Genomic DNA, 22,576 nt, shown 5'->3' with positions numbered 1-22,576 from the left:
CGTTGAGGCTGTAGAATTTCTCCTCGGTGACCGTCCGCCTTGCGTATTCTCCGGTCATTATAGGGTCAACTTACAAGTCAAATGCCGTTACAAATAGCCCAAAATGCGACCTGAAATTCGCTCCTTTGGCCATCTTATGGGTGAAATACCTGGTCATGTAATGGGTGAATCGACACGCCTTGTCGATCCACCATTAAATTGCCCGCTTGGTTCCATTTTGTTTTGAAAGCCCTCGGTTATGCCATTGCCTCTCTAGTTTTTTCACAGTGCTTCTGAAACTTTACGCCCGCCACAAGAACATTTCCATCAAGATGCACAGCCCCCGAAGACGCCATTACAAAAATATAGCGAGTCACCAAGCCAAGATGCCCGCGCAATCAAGGCCCACTCTGCTTTTGGGAGAGACCCCGATGCGCGACTTATTCAAACATCGCCGCGCCCAAACGAACTTCTGCTATCTACCCACCTGCACAGCACCTTCGGGAGACGAGGGAAAGGCGTGCCGAAGAATACGCCACACCACCTGCCCAAACTGACTCACCAGCGAGCCGGAGTTGTAGTTCTGGCCGTATCGCTCGCAGATGGCCTGAACCTCTGTGCTCATTTGCGCATATCGCCATGCCGGTACTGTCGGAAAAAGGTGGTGTTCAATTTGGTGGCTCAGGTTACCGGAGAGGATGTGAAACCACTTGCCGCCAGTCAGATTCGATGAGCCGCGCAACTGTCTCAGGTACCAATGCCCCGGCAGTTCATCCTTTATCACTGACTTGGGAAAGACTTCTGCGTCGGCGGTAAAATGACCACAGAAGATAATCATGAAGGTCCACAGATTGCGCAGGATATTGGCGACAAAATTACCCGCCATCACACTGAAAAACAGTGGGCCGGATAACAGCGGAAATATCAGATAATCCTTCAACAGCTGTCGATTCACCTTTTTTAACATGGGCTTCAATTCCTCTTTCAGCTGAGCCCTGGACTTGCGACCTTTAACGACTTTACCCAATTGAAGCTCCTGCACGGCCACGCCCCACTGGAATAACAATGCCAACAGCAAGGCGTATAAAGCCTGGGGTATATATAGGGGCGACCAACGCTGCTCCGGAAAAAGACGCAGCATGCCGTAGCCCACATCGTCGTCGAGACCTTTGATATTCGTGTAGGTATGGTGGCGGTAATTGTGACTATGGCGCCAGTTTTCGCTGGTCCCCACAATGTCCCACTCATAGCTTTCGCCACGCAGGGAAGGCTCGTTCATAAAGTCATACTGGCCATGCATGACGTTATGGCCCAGTTCCATATTCTCCAGAATTTTGGACAGAGCCAGCAGTAATGTACCCAACAACCAAAAGGGCGGAATAAAGCTGAGAAACAGGAAGCCGCGCCCCAGTGCTTCGCTATATCGCACAGCGGCTACGATGCGTTTGATATAGCGGGCATCGACAGCACCCACTTCATTCAGGTGTTTGAGCTTGAGCGCATCAAGTTCAGCGCCGAAATCGGCCAGCTCTTGCGCATTAAGAGACTTGTTAGATAATGAGGTCATGGGAAATTTCTCTGGGTGGATAGAATTCAAGCGGGATTATTTATAGATCGAGTTCAATGTCGCCCACAGCGTGACTGACGCAAATCCTAACAGGCTGCCCCGACACATCGCTTTCCGACCCCGAGGCAATATCTGCGGTTGTTCCGCCTAGTCGGATGCAGCTGCACCGATTACAAACTCCGCGACGGCAGCCAAATTTAGGCGTAATCCCCTCGGCTTCAAGGGCCTCAAGAATGGAAATATTTCGTGGGATGCGCACGCGTCGATCACTGGCGCGCAAGATCACCACAGCGGTATCGTCAGCAGCATTCTCCTGTTCACCATGACAAAGTTCGGACGCGGTAGCAGCGCCCTCGGAAAGCTCAACCACATCACCCACTTTCAAGGTATTCCGTAAATATCGGCTGACAGCATTGTTTGTATTTGCCACAACCCGGATATCAAGCTCTCGCCTATCTGGCTTGATCTCGGCCGCGTACGCCTCGGATCGTTTCCGCCCATCAATTTCGACGCTTACAGCGCAGCGGCCGGTATCGCCAAACTCCCGAAAGTGGCGATTGGGCCGCAGGGTCACCACGACACCACCCTCCTCCTTTTTCACCGCAGCAACACGTGCAAAGCAGCGCTGCCAGGCGGCCACGCTGCCGAACTGACGGGCCCAGAAATCAAACTGATCGGGGTTGACCACTGCATTCAGCAGCCTCGGGAAATACTTTCTGTCTGCGGGCATCGCGTTGCTCATGGCAGGTATCCATAGATGGGATTTCGATGCACTATATACACTTGTATATACGACCGTCAATACACTTGTATATACATACGTATTTACAGCACTCCTCCATTCAGGTAGTTTGCCTCTTATTTCCCAGCCGGATACCCGTATTCATGCCCCTGACGCGCAAACGAAAAGAAGGCGATGGCAGCAAGTCGAGCCGTAAAGCCCCTATTACAGAGCATGAGTTGATGCAGGCCGCCGTGAGCCTTCTCGACGGCAATCGCAGTGTTTCCAGCCTCAGCCTGAGGGAGATAGCGCGGGCAGCCGATATCGCACCCAATAGTTTTTACCGGCATTTCCGTGATGTAGACGAGTTGGCGGTTGCTCTGATAGATCAAGCGGGACGAGGACTGCGGGGCATGATTCGCGAGGCGAGGCAGCGTTTGAAAGACACCCAGGGAGGCGTACGCACTTCGATCGAAGTGTTTATGGAAGCCCTGGATGACGACAGTCGCTACCTGCAGATACTGCTGCGCGAGATGTCGCTGGGTTCGGCGGCCTTTCGGCAGGCAGTAGAGCGCGAACTGACCTACTTCGAGCAAGAGCTTTGTGACGAGCTGGTACGACGGGGTGAGCGCGACGGCGTTCAAATGCACAAACCCGAACTGGTCGCAAAGGCGATTTCACGGCTGGTATTTTCCCTTGGCGCCTCGGCAGACCGCCTGGCTCCGGAGGACCGCGCCCAACTTATCGACGAAGCAACCACCATGGTCAAGATGATTATTCGCGGCGCACTGGCAATACAACAAAGCGCCGGAAAAAAGTAAAAAACTATCCAACGCCCCTGGGCCAATGAACAGTTGCCAAAGGCTCAACTCAACGGCAATCACGGACAGGCGGTTTACAGCGTTTTATTTTATTTACAGGCTCTACAGGCTCGAGCGCAAATCAAAAAAACGGTTTTCTGCGTTTTCAACCCCGCCTGCGACCGCGAAGTCATTGGCAGGCCGCCAGGCTCCTCGCCATTACGAGATTTACATTGACTTCACACCCAGCGGCCTATACTCTGGCTCCAGCTTGAAATTAAGCCTCATTTTTATACTCTCCATTTCGTCGCGTTTTATTCTTCGTCCTGTAGTTTCTAAATATCAGTCTCCTTTTCCCGCTATTCATGCCCCATGAAGGCACTCTTATGCTTTATCTACAGGATATTCTCTTATGTCTAATGCAACGACTGGCACAGTAAAATGGTTCAACGAATCTAAAGGCTTCGGTTTTATTGAGCAAAAATCCGGCCCCGATGTTTTTGCGCATTTCAGCGCCATTGTCAGCTCCGGGTTCAAAACCCTGACTGAAGGCCAGCTGGTTGAGTTCAATGTTACTCAGGGCCAAAAAGGCCCACAGGCGGAAAACATCGTCGCGATCTAATCGCCCGAGGTATACCGCAAAAAGGCAAGCCGTCTCGGCTTGCCTTTTTTTGTTCCTGGCAATGCCAGCCCGTTTTATACCAACAACCACTAGCGCAGCTGTTCAATCACCGCTGAATATTCTTCTATCAACGGCATGATAAGCTCGGGCTTTTCCCAGTTTTCCATGCTCACGCCAACATTGCAGCGGCTAACACCGCAATCGCGGTAGTACTTAAGCAGATCGGCACTGAGTTCTCCCATGATGACCAGGGTGATTTCCACATCCTCCGGCCGGCGACCAAACTCCTCAAGCAAGCGGTGAAATCCGGCAATGCTTTCCTTTACATCGCCCAGCGCGACATCTACCGGCATCCAACCATCGGCCCACTCGGCGGCATGACGCATACCCACCGGCCCCATTGCCCCGAAAATCACCGGCACCTTCGCCAGCGGCTTGGGCTCAAACCAGACTGGATCAAAATTGATATATTCACCGTGAAACTCCGCCGAGGCCTCACGAAACAGGGTGCGAGTCGCCGCCACTGTTTCCCGCAGTGCGCTATATCGGCGCTGCCAGGGCAGATCTGAGACGTTCTCAAATTCCTCCCGATTCCAACCCACTCCCGTGCCGATCAACAGCCGACTGCCCGACAATCGCTCCAGAGTGACTATGGTTTTGGCCTGGGAAATCAGTTCCCTTTCCATTAGCAGCGCAATGCCGGTGCCCAATTTCAGGGTTGTCGTTGCCGCCGCCGCGGCCATCAGCGAGATATAGGGGTCCATCATTTGACGATAGGGGCCGGGCAGCTCTCCTCCCGGTGGGTAGGGGGTAGTGCGACAGCGGGGAATATGGCTGTGTTCGCCAAACCAGAGGGATTCAAAGCCCGCCTGTTCCAGCACTTTGGCCAGCACCGCCGGATCGGGGTCGCTGGCCGTATTCATGGACGTGAAGCCTAAGTGCATGGGGACACCTCAAGTAGATCTTATTCGGTGTCCACCACGGTATGCCGCCACCCGCGATGGCGGAATACCACATACCGACGAGATCAGCTCAGCGGGCGCGGGCGGCGGTGCGGCGATACTCCCGGTACTGCGGCAACCAGAAGTTCTTTTCTATGGCCTGGCGCAACTCTTTTTCCGTTGTTTCCCGGGCGTGCCCCTGCTCCTGGGCAACACGGGCCACAGCAAAGGCAATTTTCTTGCTGAGCTCCGGCAGTAATTTCAGCGGCGGCAGCACCGCATTGAGTCGCTGGCTGTCGATGGGCGAATGCTCCGCCAGGGTACGGCTCGCCGCCATCAACATTTCATCGCTGACGCGACGGGCTTTGGCGGCAATCACCCCCAGCCCAATACCCGGAAAAATATAACTGTTATTACATTGGGATATTTCATAGCGTTTGCCTTTGTAGTCCACAGGGGCAAAGGGGCTACCGGTGGCGATAATCGCATCGCCCTCTGTCCAGGCAATTATATCTTCTGGCCGCGCTTCGACATGTTTGGAGGGGTTGCTCAGCGGCAAGATGATGGGCTTGGCGCAACTGCGATGAAGGGTTCTCACCACTTCTTCGGTAAACAAGCCCGGTTTGCCGGAAACACCGATAAGAATACCCGCCCCCACATTGCTGACCACATCCAACAGGCTTGGGTATTCCGTGTCGTCGATGCGCTGCCAATCGGCGGCGGCCGCTGCGGGCTGTACCAGTTTCTGCTGAAAGTCGACGAGGTTTTCCATACCCTCGGTAAGCAGACCAAATCGATCAACCATAAACACCTGACGGCGAGCCTCTTCATCACTCAGCCCTTCGTCAACCATTGCTCGAATAATCTGTTCAGCAATGCCGCAACCGGCGGACCCCGCCCCCACAAACACCACTTTTTGGTCGCGCAATGCGACGCCTTTGTTTTTACAGGCTGACAAAAGAGTGCCCAGAGTGACCGCTGCCGTACCCTGAATGTCGTCATTAAAGCAGCATACCCGATCGCGGTGACGCTGCAGTATTGGCATGGCGTTGGGTTGGGCAAAGTCTTCGAACTGGATTAACACCCCAGGCCAGCGCTCCTGGGCCGCATCGATGAACTGATCAACAAAGTCGTCGTAGTCGGGTTTGCCGATACGCTCATGGCGCATACCCATGTACATCGGGTCGTCGAGCAGCTTGCGGTTATTGGTGCCCACGTCGAGCACCACCGGCAAAGTGTAGGCCGGACTAATGCCGCCACAGGCGGTATACAGCGACAGTTTACCGATGGGAATACCCATGCCACCGATGCCCTGGTCACCGAGCCCCAGCACCCGCTCACCATCGGTCACCACCAGCACTTTCACGTTGTCTTTGGTGACGCTGCGCAGAATATCGTCCATATAGGCCCGTTCTTCATAGGAGACAAAGATCCCCCGTGCACTGCGGTAGATATCGGAAAAATGCTCGCAGGCCTCACCCACGGTAGGGGTGTATATGATGGGCAGCATTTCGTCGATGTGGTCGTTCAGCAAGCGATAGAACAGGGTCTCATTGTTGTCCTGCACGACCCGCAGATAAATATGCTTGTTGATCGGTTCGTCAAAGCTGCGGTATTGCATGTAGGCGCGTTCTGCCTGTTCGTCGATATTTTCGTAGCGAGGGGGTAGCAGACCCATCAGGTTGAAACTGCGTCGCTCTTTTTCGGTAAAGGCCGAGCCTTTATTCAGCAGCGGGGTCTCCAGCAGTGTGGGACCAGCATAGGAAATATACAGGGGCTTTTGCTTTTTCATAATGATGCCTACAGCCTGGGTATGGCACCGCAATCGCGGCGACAAAAATATTTGCCGCTATTGTAGTGAAGGGCTGTAACGAGGGCTATGCAGGAACCCAATATTGACAAAAAATCCTTGAAAAACAATAAGTAAATTGCAAACAAGCACCAACAACGTGCACACCACCAAGCCACACAGCCCGCAGCGCACCGATTTGGCGCAGCTACTCGGCGAGACTAAACAGATAAACGGCCAGCGCCTCGCGCTCACCCGAGTCCAGGGGGTATTGCGGCATGGGCGGCGTTGGTGTGACAAAGAAATCAGCCAGTTCGGCCAATGAGTAGCGCTGCGGCAGGGCCTTCAACGGCCTGGCGTTGGCGTTATGGCAGGAAGCACAGGGATATTGGCGATAAAGCTGCTCGCCGCGCTCCTTTAACTCAGCGCGCTCCGCCACGGTGTAGGCCGACAACGCCGAGTCAACACTGACCATATTTTCCTCCGCCGACGATATTGCCGAAGCCGGCATATTCGCCCCATCAACGCCAATTCGGTAGATCGTGCCCCGGTAATCGTCGGAAACATACAAACTGCCATCGGGTGCTTCAGCAATATCCACCGGCCGCCCCAGCAGTTTGTCACTCTGCAAAAAGCCCGACAGAAAGTCCCGCTCGACAATGCGGCCCTTGTCATCCCAGCTCAGCGCAACAACCTTGTAGCCATCGGGCTGGCTGCGATTCCACGAGCCGTGCAAAGCAACCAGCGCTGTACGCTGGTAGTCGGTGCTGGGAGGATTGCGCCAGAAGTGAATTCCCAGGGGGGCATTGTGGGCGCGAAATTCATGAACAGGCAGACGGTGGTCGGCAACGCCCTGGGGTAACCTGGCACCGTAATCCGGGTCGCGCTGGTCGGCATTGAAATAGGGCCAGCCGTAGAACCCTCCCCGCTCAACACGGTTTAACTCGCAAGGGGGAAAGTCGTCACCCAACAGGTCGCGACCATTATCCGTCGCATAAAGCTCGTCGTTCCAGGGCGCCCAGTCGAAGCCGACACTATTGCGCAAGCCCGTTGCATAAATTTCCAAACCGCTGCCATCAGGCTGCACCCGCATCATGGTGGCCCGCTGGGGGTCGACTTCCTCGCAAACATTACAGGTCGAACCCGAGGTGAGATAGAGCCAGCCATCTGGTCCAAAGCCGATGGTTTTGGTCCAGTGATTGCCGTTATCGCCCAGGCCGACCACGATTTGGCGATAGTCGCCGGCGAGTTGGCCATTTTTGCTATCAAAAGGCACTTTACCAATTGCATTTGACTCAGCTATGTACAGCCAGCCATCTTTCAACTCCAGCCCGTGGGGGCGATTGAGACCGTCGATCAACACCCTGCGGGCGTCGGCCATGCCGTCGCCATTGCGATCCTGGGTCAGCAGTATTACTTCACCATTTCGGGGCCGGCTCAGCAGCACGTCACCATGCTCACTCACGGCCATAAACCGCGCATTGTTCAACCCCGAGGCAAACACCTGCAACTTCAGCGACCCCGCGAGCGACAAACCCTGACGCAGTTCCGCCTCGGCCACCTCGGCACCGCTGTAGCCAATAGCACTGTGCAGAATCGCCCGCGATGCTGCCGCCATTCCCGGCGATCCCCATTGCAGCAAAACAAATGGGGTCACAATGACCCCTAGCAGGGTCACAAGCACCAGGGCACCGACGATCTTGATGACTTTTTTCAACAAATCGGCCTCCCGCAACACACGCCAAACATAATCATTACACTATAGCCCCCTGCCTCAGGTCGCGCCGCTATCACTTAGCGAGGCATCGACGAGATCCTGAAGCTCGCGCAGCACAACGGTAAATATCGCCAAATCCTGGGTCGCGGCGGCCCGCAGACTGTTGATCGTACTGAGATAACGCCGCAACCGTGGGGCATTATGGTCGCGCCAACGGCCCAGCAAGGCCGCTACCTCTATCTCCCCGACCGCTGAAGACGCCTGTATTAAGCCCACTGCCAACTGCCGCACAATCGCTTCAAGGTTATCCACATAGGACTCCCGCGCAAGGTCCTGCCAGCGCCCGTCCGGCTGCCAGTCAATCAGTTTCTGAATGGCCCAGTCCATCGCCAGTTCACTCATCAGCTCAAACACCAAGGCAGTGAACACTGGAGCCGGGCATTCAACCCTCTGTGCCGAGCTCACACAACCTGGCAATAGAAAGCAGGCATCAAATGAGGCCACCTGTGATGCCAGCCCTTCGGGCACCCCGGTGTCCATCCACTGTTGATGCAGCAGCTGCCAACTGGCACCCCAGTCGCCTTGAGGATATTGCCCCAGCACCGGTAACAGGGTGTCGAAGTCGCCCTTCATCGAGGTAATAAGCTGATCAGGCTCAAGGTCGTGTCGGTTGCGCAAAAACCAGCGGGTGCAGCGTCGCCCCAAACGCATGACCTGGTGGAACAATTCATACTGGGTCTCGCTGGACACCTTGTAGTCCAGGTTCTCGATCTGACGCCACAAGCTGTCCAGGTCGAACAGCTCCATCACCGTTACAAAGGCCTTGGCAGTGCTCTCGGCGGTGGTGCCCACCGAAAGGTCCTGACGCAAATAATAGGAAAACCCCATCACATTGACCATGTCGTTGGCCAATTGGGTAGCGATAATTTCCCTATGCAAACGGTGGTCGAGAATCCCGTCGCGGTACTGCTCCCGCAGACGCTCGGGAAACGCCTCAAACACTCGCCGCTGAATCCACGGGTCAGGCGACTCCGCCACGTCAAGCAATTGTTCCTTCAGCAATACCTTGGCGTAGGAAACCAACAACGACAGCTCCGGTCGTGTCCAACTCAGCCCCTCGCTATGCAGGGCCTTGATCGTTTCGTTGTCGGGCAGAAACTCCAGCTCCCGCGCCAACTTGCCACTGTCTTCAAGGTATTCAATAAAACGCAGATAATCGTGATGATGCTTGTCCCGGCGGTGCCGCGCCAAACTGATCGCCAGGGTCTGGCGGTAGTTGTTATACAGCACCAATTCCGCAACATCGTCGGTCATATCTGCCAGCAGCTGGTTGCGCTGCTTCACCGTCAGGTCTTCCGCTTCCAACCTGGCGTTGAGCAGAATTTTGATATTCACCTCATGATCGGAGCAATCCACCCCCGCCGAATTATCGATAAAGTCGGTGTTACAGATTCCTCCCTGACGACAGTATTCCATTCGGCCAAGCTGGGTCATCCCGAGATTGCCACCCTCGCCAAATACTCGACAGCGCAATTCCTTACCGCTGACCCTCAGCATATCGTTGGCGCGATCGCCCACTTCGGCATGGCTTTCGTCACTGGCCTTTACATAGGTGCCAATGCCGCCGTTCCAGATTAGGTCCACCCGCGCCTGCAACAGCCTGCGCACCAGGGCATTGGGTGCGAGACTGCTGTCTTCGCAATCCAGTAAAGCCTGCATCTGCGGCGACAGGGGAATCTGCTTGGCACTGCGGGAAAACACCCCGCCACCGGCTGAAATCAGTTCCGTGTTGTAGTCCGCCCAACTCGACCGCGGTCGGTCAAACAGGCGCTTGCGCTCCTGCCAGGACCGTTCGGGGTCGGGATCAGGGTCGATAAAGATATGCAAATGATTAAACGCCGCCTGGAGTTTGATATGGCGCGACAGCAACATGCCATTGCCAAAAACATCGCCCCCCATATCGCCAATACCGATAACGCTGAAATCGTCCTCCTGAACATTCACATTCAGCTCTCGAAAATGCCGTTGCACGGCAACCCAGGCGCCCTTTGCAGTGATACCCATCGCCTTGTGATCGTAGCCATTGCTACCACCCGAGGCAAAGGCATCACCCAACCAAAAGCCATAGTCAATGGCGATATCGTTGGCGATATCAGAAAAGCTGGCGGTACCCTTGTCGGCGGCGACCACAAGATATGGGTCATCGTCGTCACGGCACACCACGCCCTTGGGGTGCTTAACGGTATTACCTACGCGGTTGTCGGTAATATCCAGCAGGCTACCGATAAATAACTTGTAGCAAGCCACCCCTTCCGCAAACAACTCTTCGCGCGTATCCATGGCGGCCGCTCGACGCGCGACAAATCCCCCCTTGGCGCCGGTGGGCACGATAACGGCATTTTTTACCTGCTGAGCTTTCACCAGGCCAAGAATTTCAGTGCGGAAATCCTCCAGGCGATCCGACCAACGAATACCGCCACGGGCCACCTTGCCTCCGCGCAGGTGTACCCCCTCAACCCGGGGCGAGAAGACAAACACTTCAAATTCAGGGCGCGGTTCCGGGGCAAAGTCCAGTTGCCGCGTATTGATTTTCAGCGCAATGCATTCGCGGTATTGCCCGCTGCTGTCCTGCTGAAAAAAATTGGTACGCAGTGTAGCTTCCATACTGGCGAGATACTGGCGAATGACCTGGTCTTCGTTCAGGTTCTGCACTTCATCCAGTGCATCGAGGATGCGCTGTCGCAGCTTAAGCACCTTGTCAGTATTTTTTTGCCCGGCCCGCCGTGGATCAAACAAGCAGCGGAACAAGGCCATCAGGTCGCGGGTAATATCCACGTGGGCACAGAGCACCGAGGCGATAAAGTCCATACTGAACAGGGTGCCAAGCTGCTTGAGGTAACGGGCATAGGCGCGGATCAAGGCCACCGACCGCCAGTCGAGGCGGGCGCCAAATACCAGTCGATTAAAGCTGTCGTTTTCGGCCTTGCCCTGCCATACCGCACGCAGCGCGTCCTGATAGGTTTCCCGCACCGCAGCGAGATTAATGCTCTGCCCCTTGCCCACATCGTGCTCCAGGGCGAAGTCATGCATCCAGATGTCGCTTTCCCCCGCCGGGCAGATTTTATAGGGGTGTTCAACGATAACCCGGGAGCCAAGGTTCTCCAGCAGGGGCAATATATCTGACAGGGGCAGTGACACCTCCCGGTGGAACAGTTTCAAGCGCAGTGTCCCCTCGTTCGCGCCAATTTCATGAAACAGGCTGATGCTGATGTCATCCCTGCCATGCAGTTGATTACACAGCTCGACGTCGTTCACCGCCAACCAGGGACTGAAGCGTTCCTTGTACGCCGCCGGAAAGGCCTCCTGGTAGAGGTTGGCCTGCCTGCGCCCCTGTTCCTCTCCCATTCGCTCCATACACACCTCGGCGAATCGGCGTCCCCAGTCGCGGCTGAGTTCCAGTATTTCTGTTTCCAGCGCCTCGACATCCAGCTGGCGAAAATTGCGCGTGCTGACCCGGTACACCAGATGGATGCGGGCCAACACCGATTCCGACAAAAACTGGGTGCTGATCTCGCAGTCGTCGCTGCCGATGGCCTCGGCGAGCAGAGCCTCAATCTGCCGCTCCATCTTCACCGCTTCTCTGGGGAGGTAAACAATGCAACTGACAAATTTTTCAAAACGGTCGATGCGGGTAAACAAACGCACGGCGCGGCGCTCGTAAATCTTCCACACTCCCAGCAGGGTTTGCAGCAGCGCGCGGCTGTCGGCCTGAATCAGTTCGTCCCGGGGATGACGCTCCACCATCAACTGAAAGGTTTTGCCGTTGTGGCTGGCACCGTCAAGCTGGGAGTGTTCCAGCAGCCAGTTGGCCTTGCTACGCAACAGCGGAATGGAATACACACTGCGGTAATACATACCGGCGGTATATAATCCGAGGATTCGCGTTTCCCCCAGCACCTCACCCTCGGCAGAGAAGCGCTTGACGATAATATAGTCGGCGTAGACGTAGCGATGCACCGTACACTTTTGCGAGGTTTTGGTAAAAGCCAGCGCCGGCGACTCGCGGTAGAATTCAGAGAATCCCTCACACAACTCGGCCAACGGCACCCGTTCAAGAGGGGCTCGCCGCTTCATCAAGCCCAGCTGTTTATCGCCCAACTCGACAATGCTGCTATCGTTATCCGCCAGTGCAAAATCCGACATTCCCAGAAAGGTGAAATTGCCTCCCCGCAGCCAGCGCAGAAAGGCGACTTCCTCACTGTCTTCGCCAAGACGTCCTGACAGTTCTTCGATACTGCGATCCATACGCGCCGTCATCGGCTCAAAGTCGTTCACGACCAGGGCCACGTCGCTGAACGCTTGCTGCAGGGTCGCGGTAATACGCGACAGCTGGGCCTTGTCGTTGCATGCATCGACCAAAATGTAGCCCACACTTTCACAGCGCACGGCCCGGGTGCCTCTGCCGGAAACCTGTTGCAAGGCCCCGCTGCGATCCCGCTTCACCCACATCAACGCGCTTTCAAACAGGTGGATATTCAACTGCTGTCGGTTAAGCGCGATACGCAGCGAATCCACCAGAAAGGGCATATCCTGCTGGCAGTAATAAATCACCGTGTGTCGGCACAGCCAGCCATCGGTTTCCAGCTCGGGATTGAATACCTTGAATAGCGATGTATTCGCCTTGCGCTGTCGGGAGAAGCGGTAGAGCCCGTAAAACACTCCAAAATTCGACTCACTGTCCCAGGACAACTGGCCCTCGTCCGGGTGAACGTGAATCACCTGTTCGACAAAGCGGCAAAACAACGCCGCCTCCTCGCCCTCCAATCGCTCGTTGGCGATGCGCAGTACACGCTTCACCAATTGTTGCCGCACGCTCTGCTTGCTCATAGAGAACTCGCCCTTTGCTCAGCATTGAAAATGTTCGCGATGACCTGAGTCTAGCAGGAGATTTCCACCCATGGGGACAGACCCCGGGGTCTGTCCCCATGGGAAACGGTGGGGCGCCGGCCCGAGAATTGATATACTCGAAACCCATGCATTCCACCTTGCATTGACTACCTATAACAAGAGAGCCCTAACAATGAAATCAATGATCAGTGACAGCGAAAACAAGTGCCCGTTTGACCTCAATTTTGAACCGGAGACCTTCAAGGTAGGCGATCTGGTGAGCTACCGTGTGTCCGGCAGTATGATGGACATGCCCTTTGTCGGCGTGCTTACCGAAGTTCACGACGACCATGTCATGCTGGCCCATTTCGACGGCAATGAAACCCCTGAGGGCCACAGCATGCGCGGCACTCGGGAGAGCCGCCCGGTTGTCAGCGAGGAAGACGCACTGCGCTAGGGTCTGATAACAGACCCTCGTTCGCCCAAATGGCAGCGCGGCCTCCCGGCGCTGCCAATGTATTTGGCGGGTGACCCCCGCAAATTACCCCTTCCCCCAGCAAAGATGTTTACTATGTTTCAGCAACACACCGGGAATTTCGGCCGCGGCCCGGCCCTGTGGCAGGAGTGCGCCAAGCCCGACCGGCCCCTGCTGCACTTCTCCTCAGCCAACGGCCTGCCCGTGGCCAGCTATCGCTTTTTCCTTGAACACTTCCGCAACGACTTTGGAATTGTCGGGCTGGAAAACCGTGGCATGTGGGGCCCGCCACCCACTTCCCTGTACCAGAGCTGGCAAGGTTATGCCGACGATCTGATTGCCTTTCTGGAACAGCAGCGCGGCGCGAGTGAGGGCGTCGTCGCGATAGGGCACTCGATCGGCGCAACGGTCAGCGCCCACGCCGCCGTAAAACGGCCCGACTTGTTCAGGGCCTTGATTATGATTGATCCCGCCACGTTCCCCGGGCGCCGACTGGCCCGCCTAGCCCCGCTAATCGCCCCCTGGCTGACCGGCCGTTTGAATCTGGTCACCGGCACGCGGCGTCGCCGTCGGGAGTGGCCCAGCGCCGAAGCTTTTATCGAGCACCACCGCCAGAAAGCAGCTTATCGGGGCTTTTCTACCCAGGCCTTCGACGATTACGCCAATGCGGTGCTGGAACGCGATGGTGACGGCTACCGACTGCGATTTGACCCGGAGTGGGAATCGCTGAATTTTCGCAATATCAGCAGTCCCTGGCAGGCGTTGCGCCGAATAACCGTGCCAACTCTGGTGCTGCGCGGCGAACACTCCTATATGTACAACGCCGCGGTATTTAACTATCACCTCAATCGCAGTGCTGCTGTGGTCGATCACGATGTGATCCGCAACGCGGGACACATGGCGCCACAGGAAGACTGCGCGCAAGTGGTAACGCTGTGCCGAAACTGGCTTGATAACCGCGGATTGTTACAGACAGCCCGGTAAGACCGATTGGCGCTATACCCCGTCGATTTTGGACAGCATCGGTATAGCGCTCTATATTAATAGTGACACCAAGCCAGACTGGCCATGAGCTGGCACAAGACCTACACCACGCAGGCATTCCCCCCTTGGAGCTGCAGCTGCTCCCGCAGCGCTGTGGCTCCTGTTTTCCATCGGTCGGCGACCACCCCGGTTTTGCGCCAAAATCGGCAAACAAGACCGATATCACGTAAAAATTCACGAAATATCGAATAAACAGGAACCTGCTTCACGCTCTTGACGCTTGCCAATTGACACAGCACTCTATCGCGATAATGTGTCGTATCTTTGTCACTAGCCCACCACGGATGGTTGCAGCCATGAACAAACCAGCTTTGTCGCGGTGCCCGCCATGCTGATTATTCCCAAGTCGCCCCTCCAACACCGCCGGCGGCCACCCTATGCCGTCATTGTGCTGGTGCTGATCAGCAGCCTTGTTTATCTGCTGACCGCCCGCAGCGATAGCCGAGCACTGGAGAACGCCGCTGAGCAATTCACCCAGGCCGGCTTTCTCGAAATGGAAACCCCTTTTTATCTCGGCTACCTCAGCGAGCGGGAAGCCTCGAATCGCATCACCGCCTTCGAGCAGAGCGGCAACACTGAAAAAGCGCTACGCCTCCTGCAAGACCTTGGCTACGCTGAGTTTCAGCGCGCCAACGCCCAGCAAATGGTGGACACCTGGGGCGCCGGGGCCGACGCCAACCACCGTCGTATCGACCTCTGGCTGCAGCAGCGCAACAGTTTGCAAGCGGTCGTCAGCGACCAGTCCTTCCTCGCCCACGGCCTGAGTATGCAGCAACCGAGTATCAGTGGGTTTTTCAGCTACAGCTTTGTCCATGCCAACAGCATTCATTTGATTCTTGGCATGCTACTGCTGATTGCCTGCGGCGTAGACCTGGAATCACGCATGGGCAGCGCACGTATCGTCACCCTGTATCTTCTCGCCCAATGCCTCGGCGCGGCAGCCTTCACCCTCTCGCCGGCAGGCAGCCACACGGTTCTCAGCGGCAGTGTGGTGCCACTTGCAGCGCTGTGTTCGGTCTACCTGATATACCATTGGCCGAGCAGTTCGCCCTTCTTTTGCTGGTTTGGCCCATTTAGCGGCACCGTCCCTGTGCACGCAGCCGCGCCCCTTGCCCTGCTGTTGTTTTTGCAATCGGGCGCCGTTCTCACCGGCTTTGCCGAGCCGAATAGCTTTTTCGCCATTTTGGGCGCCATCGCCAGCGGAATCGCTTTTTATTTTACTGCCAAGGCACTCGACCTGCTCCAGCCCCCTGAACCGGAGCAAGAGGCCACCACCAGCAATGGCAGTGACTACCTCGCCGCCCTTGACCAGATCTATCAGCTCGTTGGTAACCTGCGTATTCACGAGGCCCGCACAGCCCTTGACGCCATCGTCGCCCGTTACGGTGAAGATTTCGACTGCGCCCAACTGCGCTACAAACTCGCCCTGCTGGAAAATGATGTCACCGCCGAGGGCATCGAGGCATTGATGAAAAAGCACCCGCAGAACAATCGCCAGCGCACGGTTCTCGCCAAGCTGTGGCGGGAGCATCCCGACCTGCATGCCCGAATTTCCGACGACACTCTGTACCATGTCGCCTTTGAGCTGAATACTCCCAAACTACTCCCCAAAGCAGAGGAAATTTTCGACCAGCTCCGCGCACGCGGTTACCACTCTGTTGCCCTCGGCGCACTGGCCAACGCACTGGCAAACAGCTTTGGCAATCGCGGCCACGTACAGAAGAAAAAGACCTACGAGCAACTGGCAAGGTCGTATATCGCCGGAGGCGCCGATGCACTGTAAATATCACCCTCTGCAATCAGCGAGTTATAGCTGTCACCACTGCGAAATTGCTGTTTGCGCCACCTGTAGTAATGAAGGGCAATACGCCCGTGATGTGCGCTGTTTTTTGTGCAATGAAGAGCTGGAAACCTGCCTTTCGCCACAACTGAATACGCCGCTGCTGGAAAAGCTCGACGAAGTGCTTCGCTACCCCGCAAACCCCAATGGCCTGACAGCGCTGCTTACCGTCGCACTATTGCTCACCCCGCTGCCCTATCTCCCCTTCGGCTGGGCGCTGTCGCTGATCCCTCTGGGCATTCTCCTCGCCTACGGCATGAATTGTCTGGCGGACACCGCAACGGGCAATTTTGACGCGCCGCCTTTTCCCCAGCGTCTTAGCCGACAGCAGGGACTATTCGGTAAACTATGCATTATGTCGGCCATTGCGGTGGGCTTCCCGGCCCTGCTGCACTGGCTTAGCGGGCCAATTCTCAGCGCCTCCGCCAGCCTCGCATTGTTACTGGTATTACCCGCCGTCATCATGTTATTTGCGGTCACACATCAGCTGAGTGACGCACTCAAACCCGGCAATATCCTTCGCCTGTGCAGTGTCAGTGGTGGTTCCTATGGCCTGTTACTCGGCTCGGTACTGTTGATCGGTGGCAGCCTGGAGTTGATACACGCCACCGTCGGCCAGGTGAGCGCGCTGGCCGCCCATGTGCTCATGGCACTAACCCTGAGTTTTTACGGCATTGTTGCGTTTCACTGGATGGGCTTGCTGCTGTTTCGTCACCGCGCGGAAATTGGCTTAAAGGATGACCGCCACCAACGCCGCAGCGTCGAGCGACGCAGCTATCGCGATCGCAGCCTGGCGGCGATCCAGGTGCTGCTATGCGAGGGAGAATGGGCCGCTCTGGACCGGCTATTCGCCAAGATCATGCCAACGCTGGGTGACGACGCCACCTGCCAGCAATTGTATTGCGAATACCTGTTTATACGCTCGCGCAGCGACGACGATGCCCGCGCCACACTTATCGACTACCTTCCCGCGTATCTCCTCACGTTACACCAACGGGGCCTGGACGCCACCATGCTTGAGCTGTTTCAACGGATGCGTGCCGACTGCCCGGACTTTCTGCCCCGGAACGCCCGGTTGCGCTATGTTCTGGCCCAGGCCTACGAAGGCCGCAACGATCTGCGCATGGTAAGCCGGCTGCTCAGCGGCTTGTACAGCATCGACCCCCAGTTCAAGGATTTGATTCCCGCCTATCAGCTACTGGTGAAAGCCCTGGATGGATTGCCCGGCGCCAAAGTCCAGGCCAACAAATGTCGTCAGTTGCTGACGCGACTGATACAGCTTCACCAAAAACAACTGGCGGCGAAGTCGGCCTAGCGCCAACTGTCGTTCAATTTCGCCAAGACGTTTTGGCCGGGGCAAAGATCAGCCTCGACCAGGTCGCGCAGCGGAGTTTTGCTGGTTCCCAGAATCTCGTGCAGGTCGCGGGAATCTTCGTCCATAAACAGCAAGCCGGTAAGTATTTGATCCTTCGCCTTGTAGTCTTTAATCAAGCGCAGCGCCGAGCGCCGGCTGGACAAATCCAGCTGTGGGTCGGCTTTATGCAAATGCACCACCGAGCCGTCATGCAGGGTGACTTCCTTGCTTTCACCCTGCTTATAGTCGGTGGAAATTTCCTCCTTGAAGGGCACGTAGTCTACGGTGCCAGTAGCCGCCAGATGATCGCGGACATGCTCGTAGCCCTTGGTTGAAGCCGGGTTATTATTAAACGTCACACAGGGGGAAATCACATCGATAAAGGCAAAGCCGCGATGACTGATCGCCGCTTTGACAAGAGGCACCAGCTGAGCGCGGTCACCGGAAAAACTGCGAGCGACAAAGGTCGCTCCCAACTGGAGCGCCACACTGGCAAGGTCGATAGGTTCAAAGGGATTCGGCTCGCCTTTTTTGCTGGCCGAGCCCACATCTGCGGTCGCTGAGTCCTGACCCTTGGTAAGACCATAACAACCGTTGTTCTCGACCACGTACATCATATTCAGATTGCGACGCACCGCATGGGTAAACTGGCCCATGCCGATTGACGCGGTATCACCATCACCGGACACCCCGATATAAATCAACTCCCTGTTCGCCAGGTTCGCCCCGGTAGCGACCGAGGGCATGCGCCCATGCACCGAATTAAAGCCGTGGGAGTTGCCAAGAAAATAGGTGGGCGTTTTTGAGGAACAGCCGATTCCCGACAATTTGGCGACTTTGTGGGGGGCAATCGACAGTTCGAAACAGGCCTGCACAATAGCGGCGCTGATCGAGTCGTGGCCGCAACCGGCGCACAGGGTGGAGATGGCGCCTTCGTAATCCTTGCGCGTATAGCCCAGGGCGTTGCTGGGCAGTTCGGGGTGACGAAACGCCGGGCGGGTATAGGTCATCGACGGGACTCCTTGGCACTGGCGCCCTTGCGCAGGGGCCGCACATTACTCCCCTTGTCCCGCTGCAGGTGCTGGGCGATCTCATCGCGGATTTGCCGCGCGGTGATCGGGGTGCCATTGAAATTGAGAATAGACAGCAAGCGACGAGGCGACACCTCGCACTCATTTACCAGCAGGCTGCGCATCTGGGCATCGCGGTTTTGTTCGACCACAAACACGGTATCGTGGGAGTCGATAAAGTCGTCAATCACCGATGAAAATGGCAGTGCGCGAATGCGCAGGGTATCGACCGCAACCCCCTGCGCAGCGAGTGCATCGACAGCCTCCAGCGTTGCATCGCGACTGGTGCCAAAGTGAATAACCCCCACCGTACTGCCGCCACTACAGCTTATTAGCTCCGGGGCCGGCACATAGCTCTTGGCGGTTTCCCACTTTTTCAGCAAACGTTCCATATTCTGTTGATAGGCGTCGCCGTCTTCGGTGTACACCGCATATTCATCACGGGACGTGCCACGGGTGAAAAACGCACCCTTGGTCGGGTGGGTGCCGGGGTAGGTACGGTAGGGAATACCGTCGCCATCGATGTCGAGATAACGCCCGAAGCGCTCGCTCATTTCCTCCAGGTCGCGCTCACTGAATACCTTGCCACGCTGATATTCACGGCTGTCATCCCACTCCAGTGGCGGCGACATGGTGTCGTTCATTCCCAGGTCGAGATCGCTGAGCATTATTACCGGGGTTTGCAGCGACTCAGCCAGGTCGAAGGCCTGAGCTCCCATGTCGAAGCATTCCTTGGGTGTCGATGGAAATAGCAGCACCTGCTTGGTATCACCGTGTGAGGCGTAGGCGCAGGCGAGGATGTCGGACTGCTGAGTGCGGGTGGGCATCCCCGTAGACGGCCCCGCGCGCTGAATATTGATAAGTACCGTGGGAATCTCCGCAAAATAGGCCAAGCCAAGGAACTCGCTCATCAGCGAAATACCCGGCCCGCTGGTGGCGGTAAACGCCCGCGCACCATTCCAACTGGCACCAATCACCATGCCAATCGCCGCCAGTTCATCTTCCGCCTGTACGATGGCGTAGTTTTTGTCACCGCTGCCGGGGTCGATACGCAGCCGCTTACAGTATTTTTCAAAACCGTCTACCACCGAGGTAGAGGGTGTGATGGGGTACCAGGCCGCCACCGTCGCCCCGCCATATATGGCACCAAGAGAGGCCGCGGTATTGCCGTCAATCAGCACCTGCTCACCCACGGCATCCCGTCGCTCCACGCGAATACCCAAGGGGCATTGGAAATTTTCAATGGCGTAGTGGTAACCCAATTCCAGGGCACGCACATTGGGGGTCACCAGCTTTTCCTTACCACCGAACTGGTCTGACACCAGTTTGGTCAGCACGTCGAATTCGATATCCAACAGAGCGGCCAGGGCCCCCACATAGATGACATTACGAAACAGTTGCTGCTGCCGGGCATCGCTGAATTCGCGCTGGCACAAGTCCTTCAGCGGCACACCAATGAAATGAATATCGCTGCGCACCATACGCAGGTCGAGGGGCTTGCTGGAGTCGTAAAGAAAATAGCCGCCGGATTCCAGTTCCTTGATATCCCGCGCCATACTCTGGGGATTGACACAGACCATCATATCGACGCCGCCCCGGCGGCCCAAATACCCCTTTTCACTCACCCGCACTTCATACCAGGTGGGCAGCCCCTGAATATTGGAGGGAAAGATATTTTTCGGGCTAACCGGCAGCCCCATGCGGAACAGCGCTTTGGCAAACATATTGTTTGCGCTGGCCGAACCAGTGCCATTGACGTTGGCAAACTTAATCACAAAGTCGTTAACTGCTTCGATCCGCTTCATCAGACACTCTGCCCCGCTTTGGTCACCGTGTAGTAAAACTTCTGCATATCCCAGGCAGCCGTTGGGCAGCGCTCGGCACAAAGGCCGCAGTGCAGGCAGACGTTTTCGTCCTTGACCATCGCGCGGCCGGTTTTGAGGTCGGTAGAAACGTAAATATCCTGGTCGCGGTTATTCGCCGGTATTTTCAGTCGCTGGCGCAGGCTGTCTTCATCGCCGTCATTCACCGCAAAGGTCAGGCAATCTGTGGGACAAATATCAATACAGGCATCGCATTCAATACACAGCTTTTCGCTGAATACGGTTTGGGCGTCGCAGTTCAAACAGCGTTGAGCTTCGTCAAAGGCAGTCTGTTCGTCAAAGCCTAGCTCCACTTCCATTTTGCGGTTTGACAGGGTGTCGGCCAGGGCAGCCTGAGGCACTTCATAGCGCTTGTCACTTTCCACCTGACTATCGTAACTCCACTCGTGGATGCCCATTTTCTGCGACACCAGAGTGACCCCCGGTGGCGGTCGCTGACTTACCGCCTCTCCCCGGCAGAACAGGTCAATTGACACTGCGGCCTGATGCCCATGGGCCACAGCGGTAATCACGTTTTCAGGGCCGAAAGCGGCGTCGCCCCCAAAAAACACTCTGGGGTTGGAGGACTGGAAAGTCGTCGCGTCGACTACCGGCATATCCCATTTGCCAAACTCAATGCCGATATCCCGCTCGATCCAGGGAAAGGCATTTTCCTGGCCGATCGCCACCAGCACATCGTCACAGGGAATCGTGACCGGCGGCTCACTCAGAGGCACCAGCGAGCGCTTGCCGCTGCCGTCGTACACCGCCTTGACCTTTTCAAACTGCATGGCCACCAGCTTTCCCGATTCGACCACAAAAGCCTTGGGCACGTGGTTATCGAGAATGGGAATACCCTCGTGCTGGGCGTCTTCCTTTTCCCAGGGCGAGGCTTTCATTTCGGCAAAGGGGCTACGCACCACAACCTTGACATCTTCGCCGCCGAGGCGGCGGGCGGTGCGACAGCAGTCCATGGCCGTGTTACCACCGCCGAGTACAATCACCCGCTTGCCGATACTGTCGATGTGCTCAAAGGCGACACTGGACAACCAGTCAATGCCAATATGAACATTGGCCGCAGCCTCGGCCCGGCCAGGTATATCCAGGTCGCGACCACGGGGAGCGCCGGTACCGACAAAAACGGCGTCGTAACGCTTGTCCAGAACTCCCTTCAAGCTCTCCACGTAATGGTTGTGGTGGCACACCACACCCATATCGAGAATGTAATTGACCTCTTCATTGAGCACCGACTCCGGCAGACGGAAGGCCGGAATCTGGCTGCGCATAAAACCGCCTGCGGCACGTTGATCGTCGTAGAGGTCGATGCTATACCCTAGCGGCATCAAGTCCCGAGCCACCGTCAACGAGGCTGGACCACCGCCAATCAAGGCGACCTTATAGCCATTTTTCTGCGTCGGAATCTTCGGCATGCGGTCTGTCAGGTCGCCTTTGTTATCGGCGGCCACGCGCTTGAGCCGGCAAATGGCGACAGGCTCCTCTTCTACCCGGCCACGCCGACAGGCCGGCTCGCAGGGACGGTCGCAGGTGCGCCCCAACACTCCGGGAAAAACGTTGGATTCCCAGTTAATCAGGTAGGCATCGGTGTAGCGTTTGGCGGCGATAAGCCGAATGTATTCGGGCACAGGAGTGTGTGCCGGGCAGGCGTACTGGCAATCGACCACCTTGTGAAAATATTCGGGGTCGTGGATATCAGTGGGCTTCAATGCTCCCCCTCGCTTTTATTATTAGCTCTGTTCGGGTCGCGCAGTGTCGGACTGTTTCGGGGCCGACACCCCGTCCGACACTGATTACAGCACAGCGCGGAATTAAATTCATTAGAAAAATGGCGCGATAACTATCCGCGACAGGCGCCTTATTGATGCACGGCGGTCTCCAGCCAGTGCGCCA

General features: G+C 56.3%; 15 protein-coding genes. 6 read left to right on the top strand and 9 right to left on the bottom strand.

Going from position 1 to position 22,576, the window contains the following annotated elements:
* Nucleotides 1–454: 454 nt before the first annotated feature.
* Both HCU74_RS18855 and HCU74_RS18850 read right to left on the bottom strand, forming a co-directional pair.
* Complete coding sequence (locus tag HCU74_RS18855; protein ID WP_168451986.1) at nt 455–1,546, bottom strand: fatty acid desaturase family protein; 1,092 nt, start codon at nt 1,544–1,546, stop codon at nt 455–457.
* Nucleotides 1,547–1,586: 40 nt separating this feature from the next.
* A complete protein-coding gene (locus HCU74_RS18850) occupies nt 1,587–2,288 on the bottom strand; it encodes a flavin reductase family protein (protein WP_168451985.1) in 702 nt (233 codons plus the stop codon).
* Nucleotides 2,289–2,431: 143 nt separating this feature from the next.
* On the opposite strand from HCU74_RS18850, the gene fabR reads away from it, so the two are divergent.
* Entirely contained in the window at nt 2,432–3,088 is a 657-nt protein-coding gene (fabR, locus tag HCU74_RS18845) for an HTH-type transcriptional repressor FabR (RefSeq protein ID WP_168451984.1), read from the top strand.
* Nucleotides 3,089–3,479: 391 nt separating this feature from the next.
* Nucleotides 3,480–3,689, top strand: a complete 210-nt coding sequence (locus tag HCU74_RS18840; RefSeq protein ID WP_168451983.1) for a cold-shock protein — start codon at nt 3,480–3,482, stop codon at nt 3,687–3,689.
* Between the two features lie 89 nt (nt 3,690–3,778).
* Here the strand turns inward: HCU74_RS18840 and HCU74_RS18835 are convergent, their stop codons facing one another.
* From HCU74_RS18835 to HCU74_RS18820, 4 genes are all read right to left on the bottom strand, one after another.
* A complete protein-coding gene (locus tag HCU74_RS18835) occupies nt 3,779–4,612 on the bottom strand; it encodes a TIGR03619 family F420-dependent LLM class oxidoreductase (protein WP_246864726.1) in 834 nt (277 codons plus the stop codon).
* Between the two features lie 109 nt (nt 4,613–4,721).
* On the bottom strand, nt 4,722–6,422 hold the full coding sequence (locus tag HCU74_RS18830) for an NAD-dependent malic enzyme (RefSeq protein WP_168451981.1): 1,701 nt from the start codon (nt 6,420–6,422) through the stop codon (nt 4,722–4,724).
* Nucleotides 6,423–6,627: 205 nt separating this feature from the next.
* On the bottom strand, nt 6,628–8,139 hold the full coding sequence (locus tag HCU74_RS18825) for a DUF7133 domain-containing protein (RefSeq protein WP_246864725.1): 1,512 nt from the start codon (nt 8,137–8,139) through the stop codon (nt 6,628–6,630).
* 54 nt (nt 8,140–8,193) lie between these two features.
* Nucleotides 8,194–13,023 carry an NAD-glutamate dehydrogenase gene (locus tag HCU74_RS18820; RefSeq protein ID WP_168451980.1) on the bottom strand — a complete coding sequence of 1,610 codons (4,830 nt, stop codon included), beginning with the start codon at nt 13,021–13,023 and terminating at the stop codon, nt 8,194–8,196.
* Nucleotides 13,024–13,216: 193 nt separating this feature from the next.
* Here HCU74_RS18820 and HCU74_RS18815 point away from each other — a divergent pair, with 193 nt between their 5' ends.
* The 4 genes from HCU74_RS18815 (at nt 13,217) to HCU74_RS18800 (ending at nt 17,697) form a co-directional block, all read left to right on the top strand.
* On the top strand, nt 13,217–13,480 hold the full coding sequence (locus HCU74_RS18815) for a hypothetical protein (protein ID WP_210425393.1): 264 nt from the start codon (nt 13,217–13,219) through the stop codon (nt 13,478–13,480).
* A 114-nt stretch (nt 13,481–13,594) separates the two neighbouring features.
* Nucleotides 13,595–14,482, top strand: coding sequence for an alpha/beta fold hydrolase (locus tag HCU74_RS18810; protein ID WP_168451979.1), 888 nt, complete (start codon nt 13,595–13,597; stop codon nt 14,480–14,482).
* A gap of 388 nt (nt 14,483–14,870) precedes the next feature.
* On the top strand, nt 14,871–16,325 hold the full coding sequence (locus HCU74_RS18805) for a rhomboid family intramembrane serine protease (RefSeq protein ID WP_168451978.1): 1,455 nt from the start codon (nt 14,871–14,873) through the stop codon (nt 16,323–16,325).
* Complete coding sequence (locus tag HCU74_RS18800; RefSeq protein ID WP_168451977.1) at nt 16,315–17,697, top strand: hypothetical protein; 1,383 nt, start codon at nt 16,315–16,317, stop codon at nt 17,695–17,697. The genes HCU74_RS18805 and HCU74_RS18800 overlap by 11 nt, the downstream gene beginning before the upstream one ends.
* On the opposite strand, the gene HCU74_RS18795 is transcribed toward HCU74_RS18800, so the two are convergent.
* The 3 genes from HCU74_RS18795 to HCU74_RS18785 are packed head-to-tail and all read right to left on the bottom strand — an operon-like array spanning nt 17,694 to nt 22,392.
* Entirely contained in the window at nt 17,694–18,746 is a 1,053-nt protein-coding gene (locus HCU74_RS18795; protein WP_168451976.1) for a 2-oxoacid:ferredoxin oxidoreductase subunit beta, read from the bottom strand. The two genes, HCU74_RS18800 and HCU74_RS18795, sit on opposite strands and share 4 nt — an antisense overlap.
* Nucleotides 18,743–20,611 carry a 2-oxoacid:acceptor oxidoreductase subunit alpha gene (locus HCU74_RS18790; RefSeq protein ID WP_168451975.1) on the bottom strand — a complete coding sequence of 623 codons (1,869 nt, stop codon included), beginning with the start codon at nt 20,609–20,611 and terminating at the stop codon, nt 18,743–18,745. Before HCU74_RS18790 ends, HCU74_RS18795 begins: the two co-directional genes overlap by 4 nt.
* Entirely contained in the window at nt 20,611–22,392 is a 1,782-nt protein-coding gene (locus tag HCU74_RS18785) for an FAD-dependent oxidoreductase (RefSeq protein ID WP_168451974.1), read from the bottom strand. The genes HCU74_RS18790 and HCU74_RS18785 overlap by 1 nt, the downstream gene beginning before the upstream one ends.
* Nucleotides 22,393–22,576: the final 184 nt, after the last annotated feature.

It is taken from the genome of Spongiibacter thalassae (assembly GCF_012272835.1).
Lineage (GTDB): Bacteria > Pseudomonadota > Gammaproteobacteria > Pseudomonadales > Spongiibacteraceae > Spongiibacter > Spongiibacter thalassae.
This window is presented reverse-complemented; position numbering and strand designations above follow the sequence as displayed.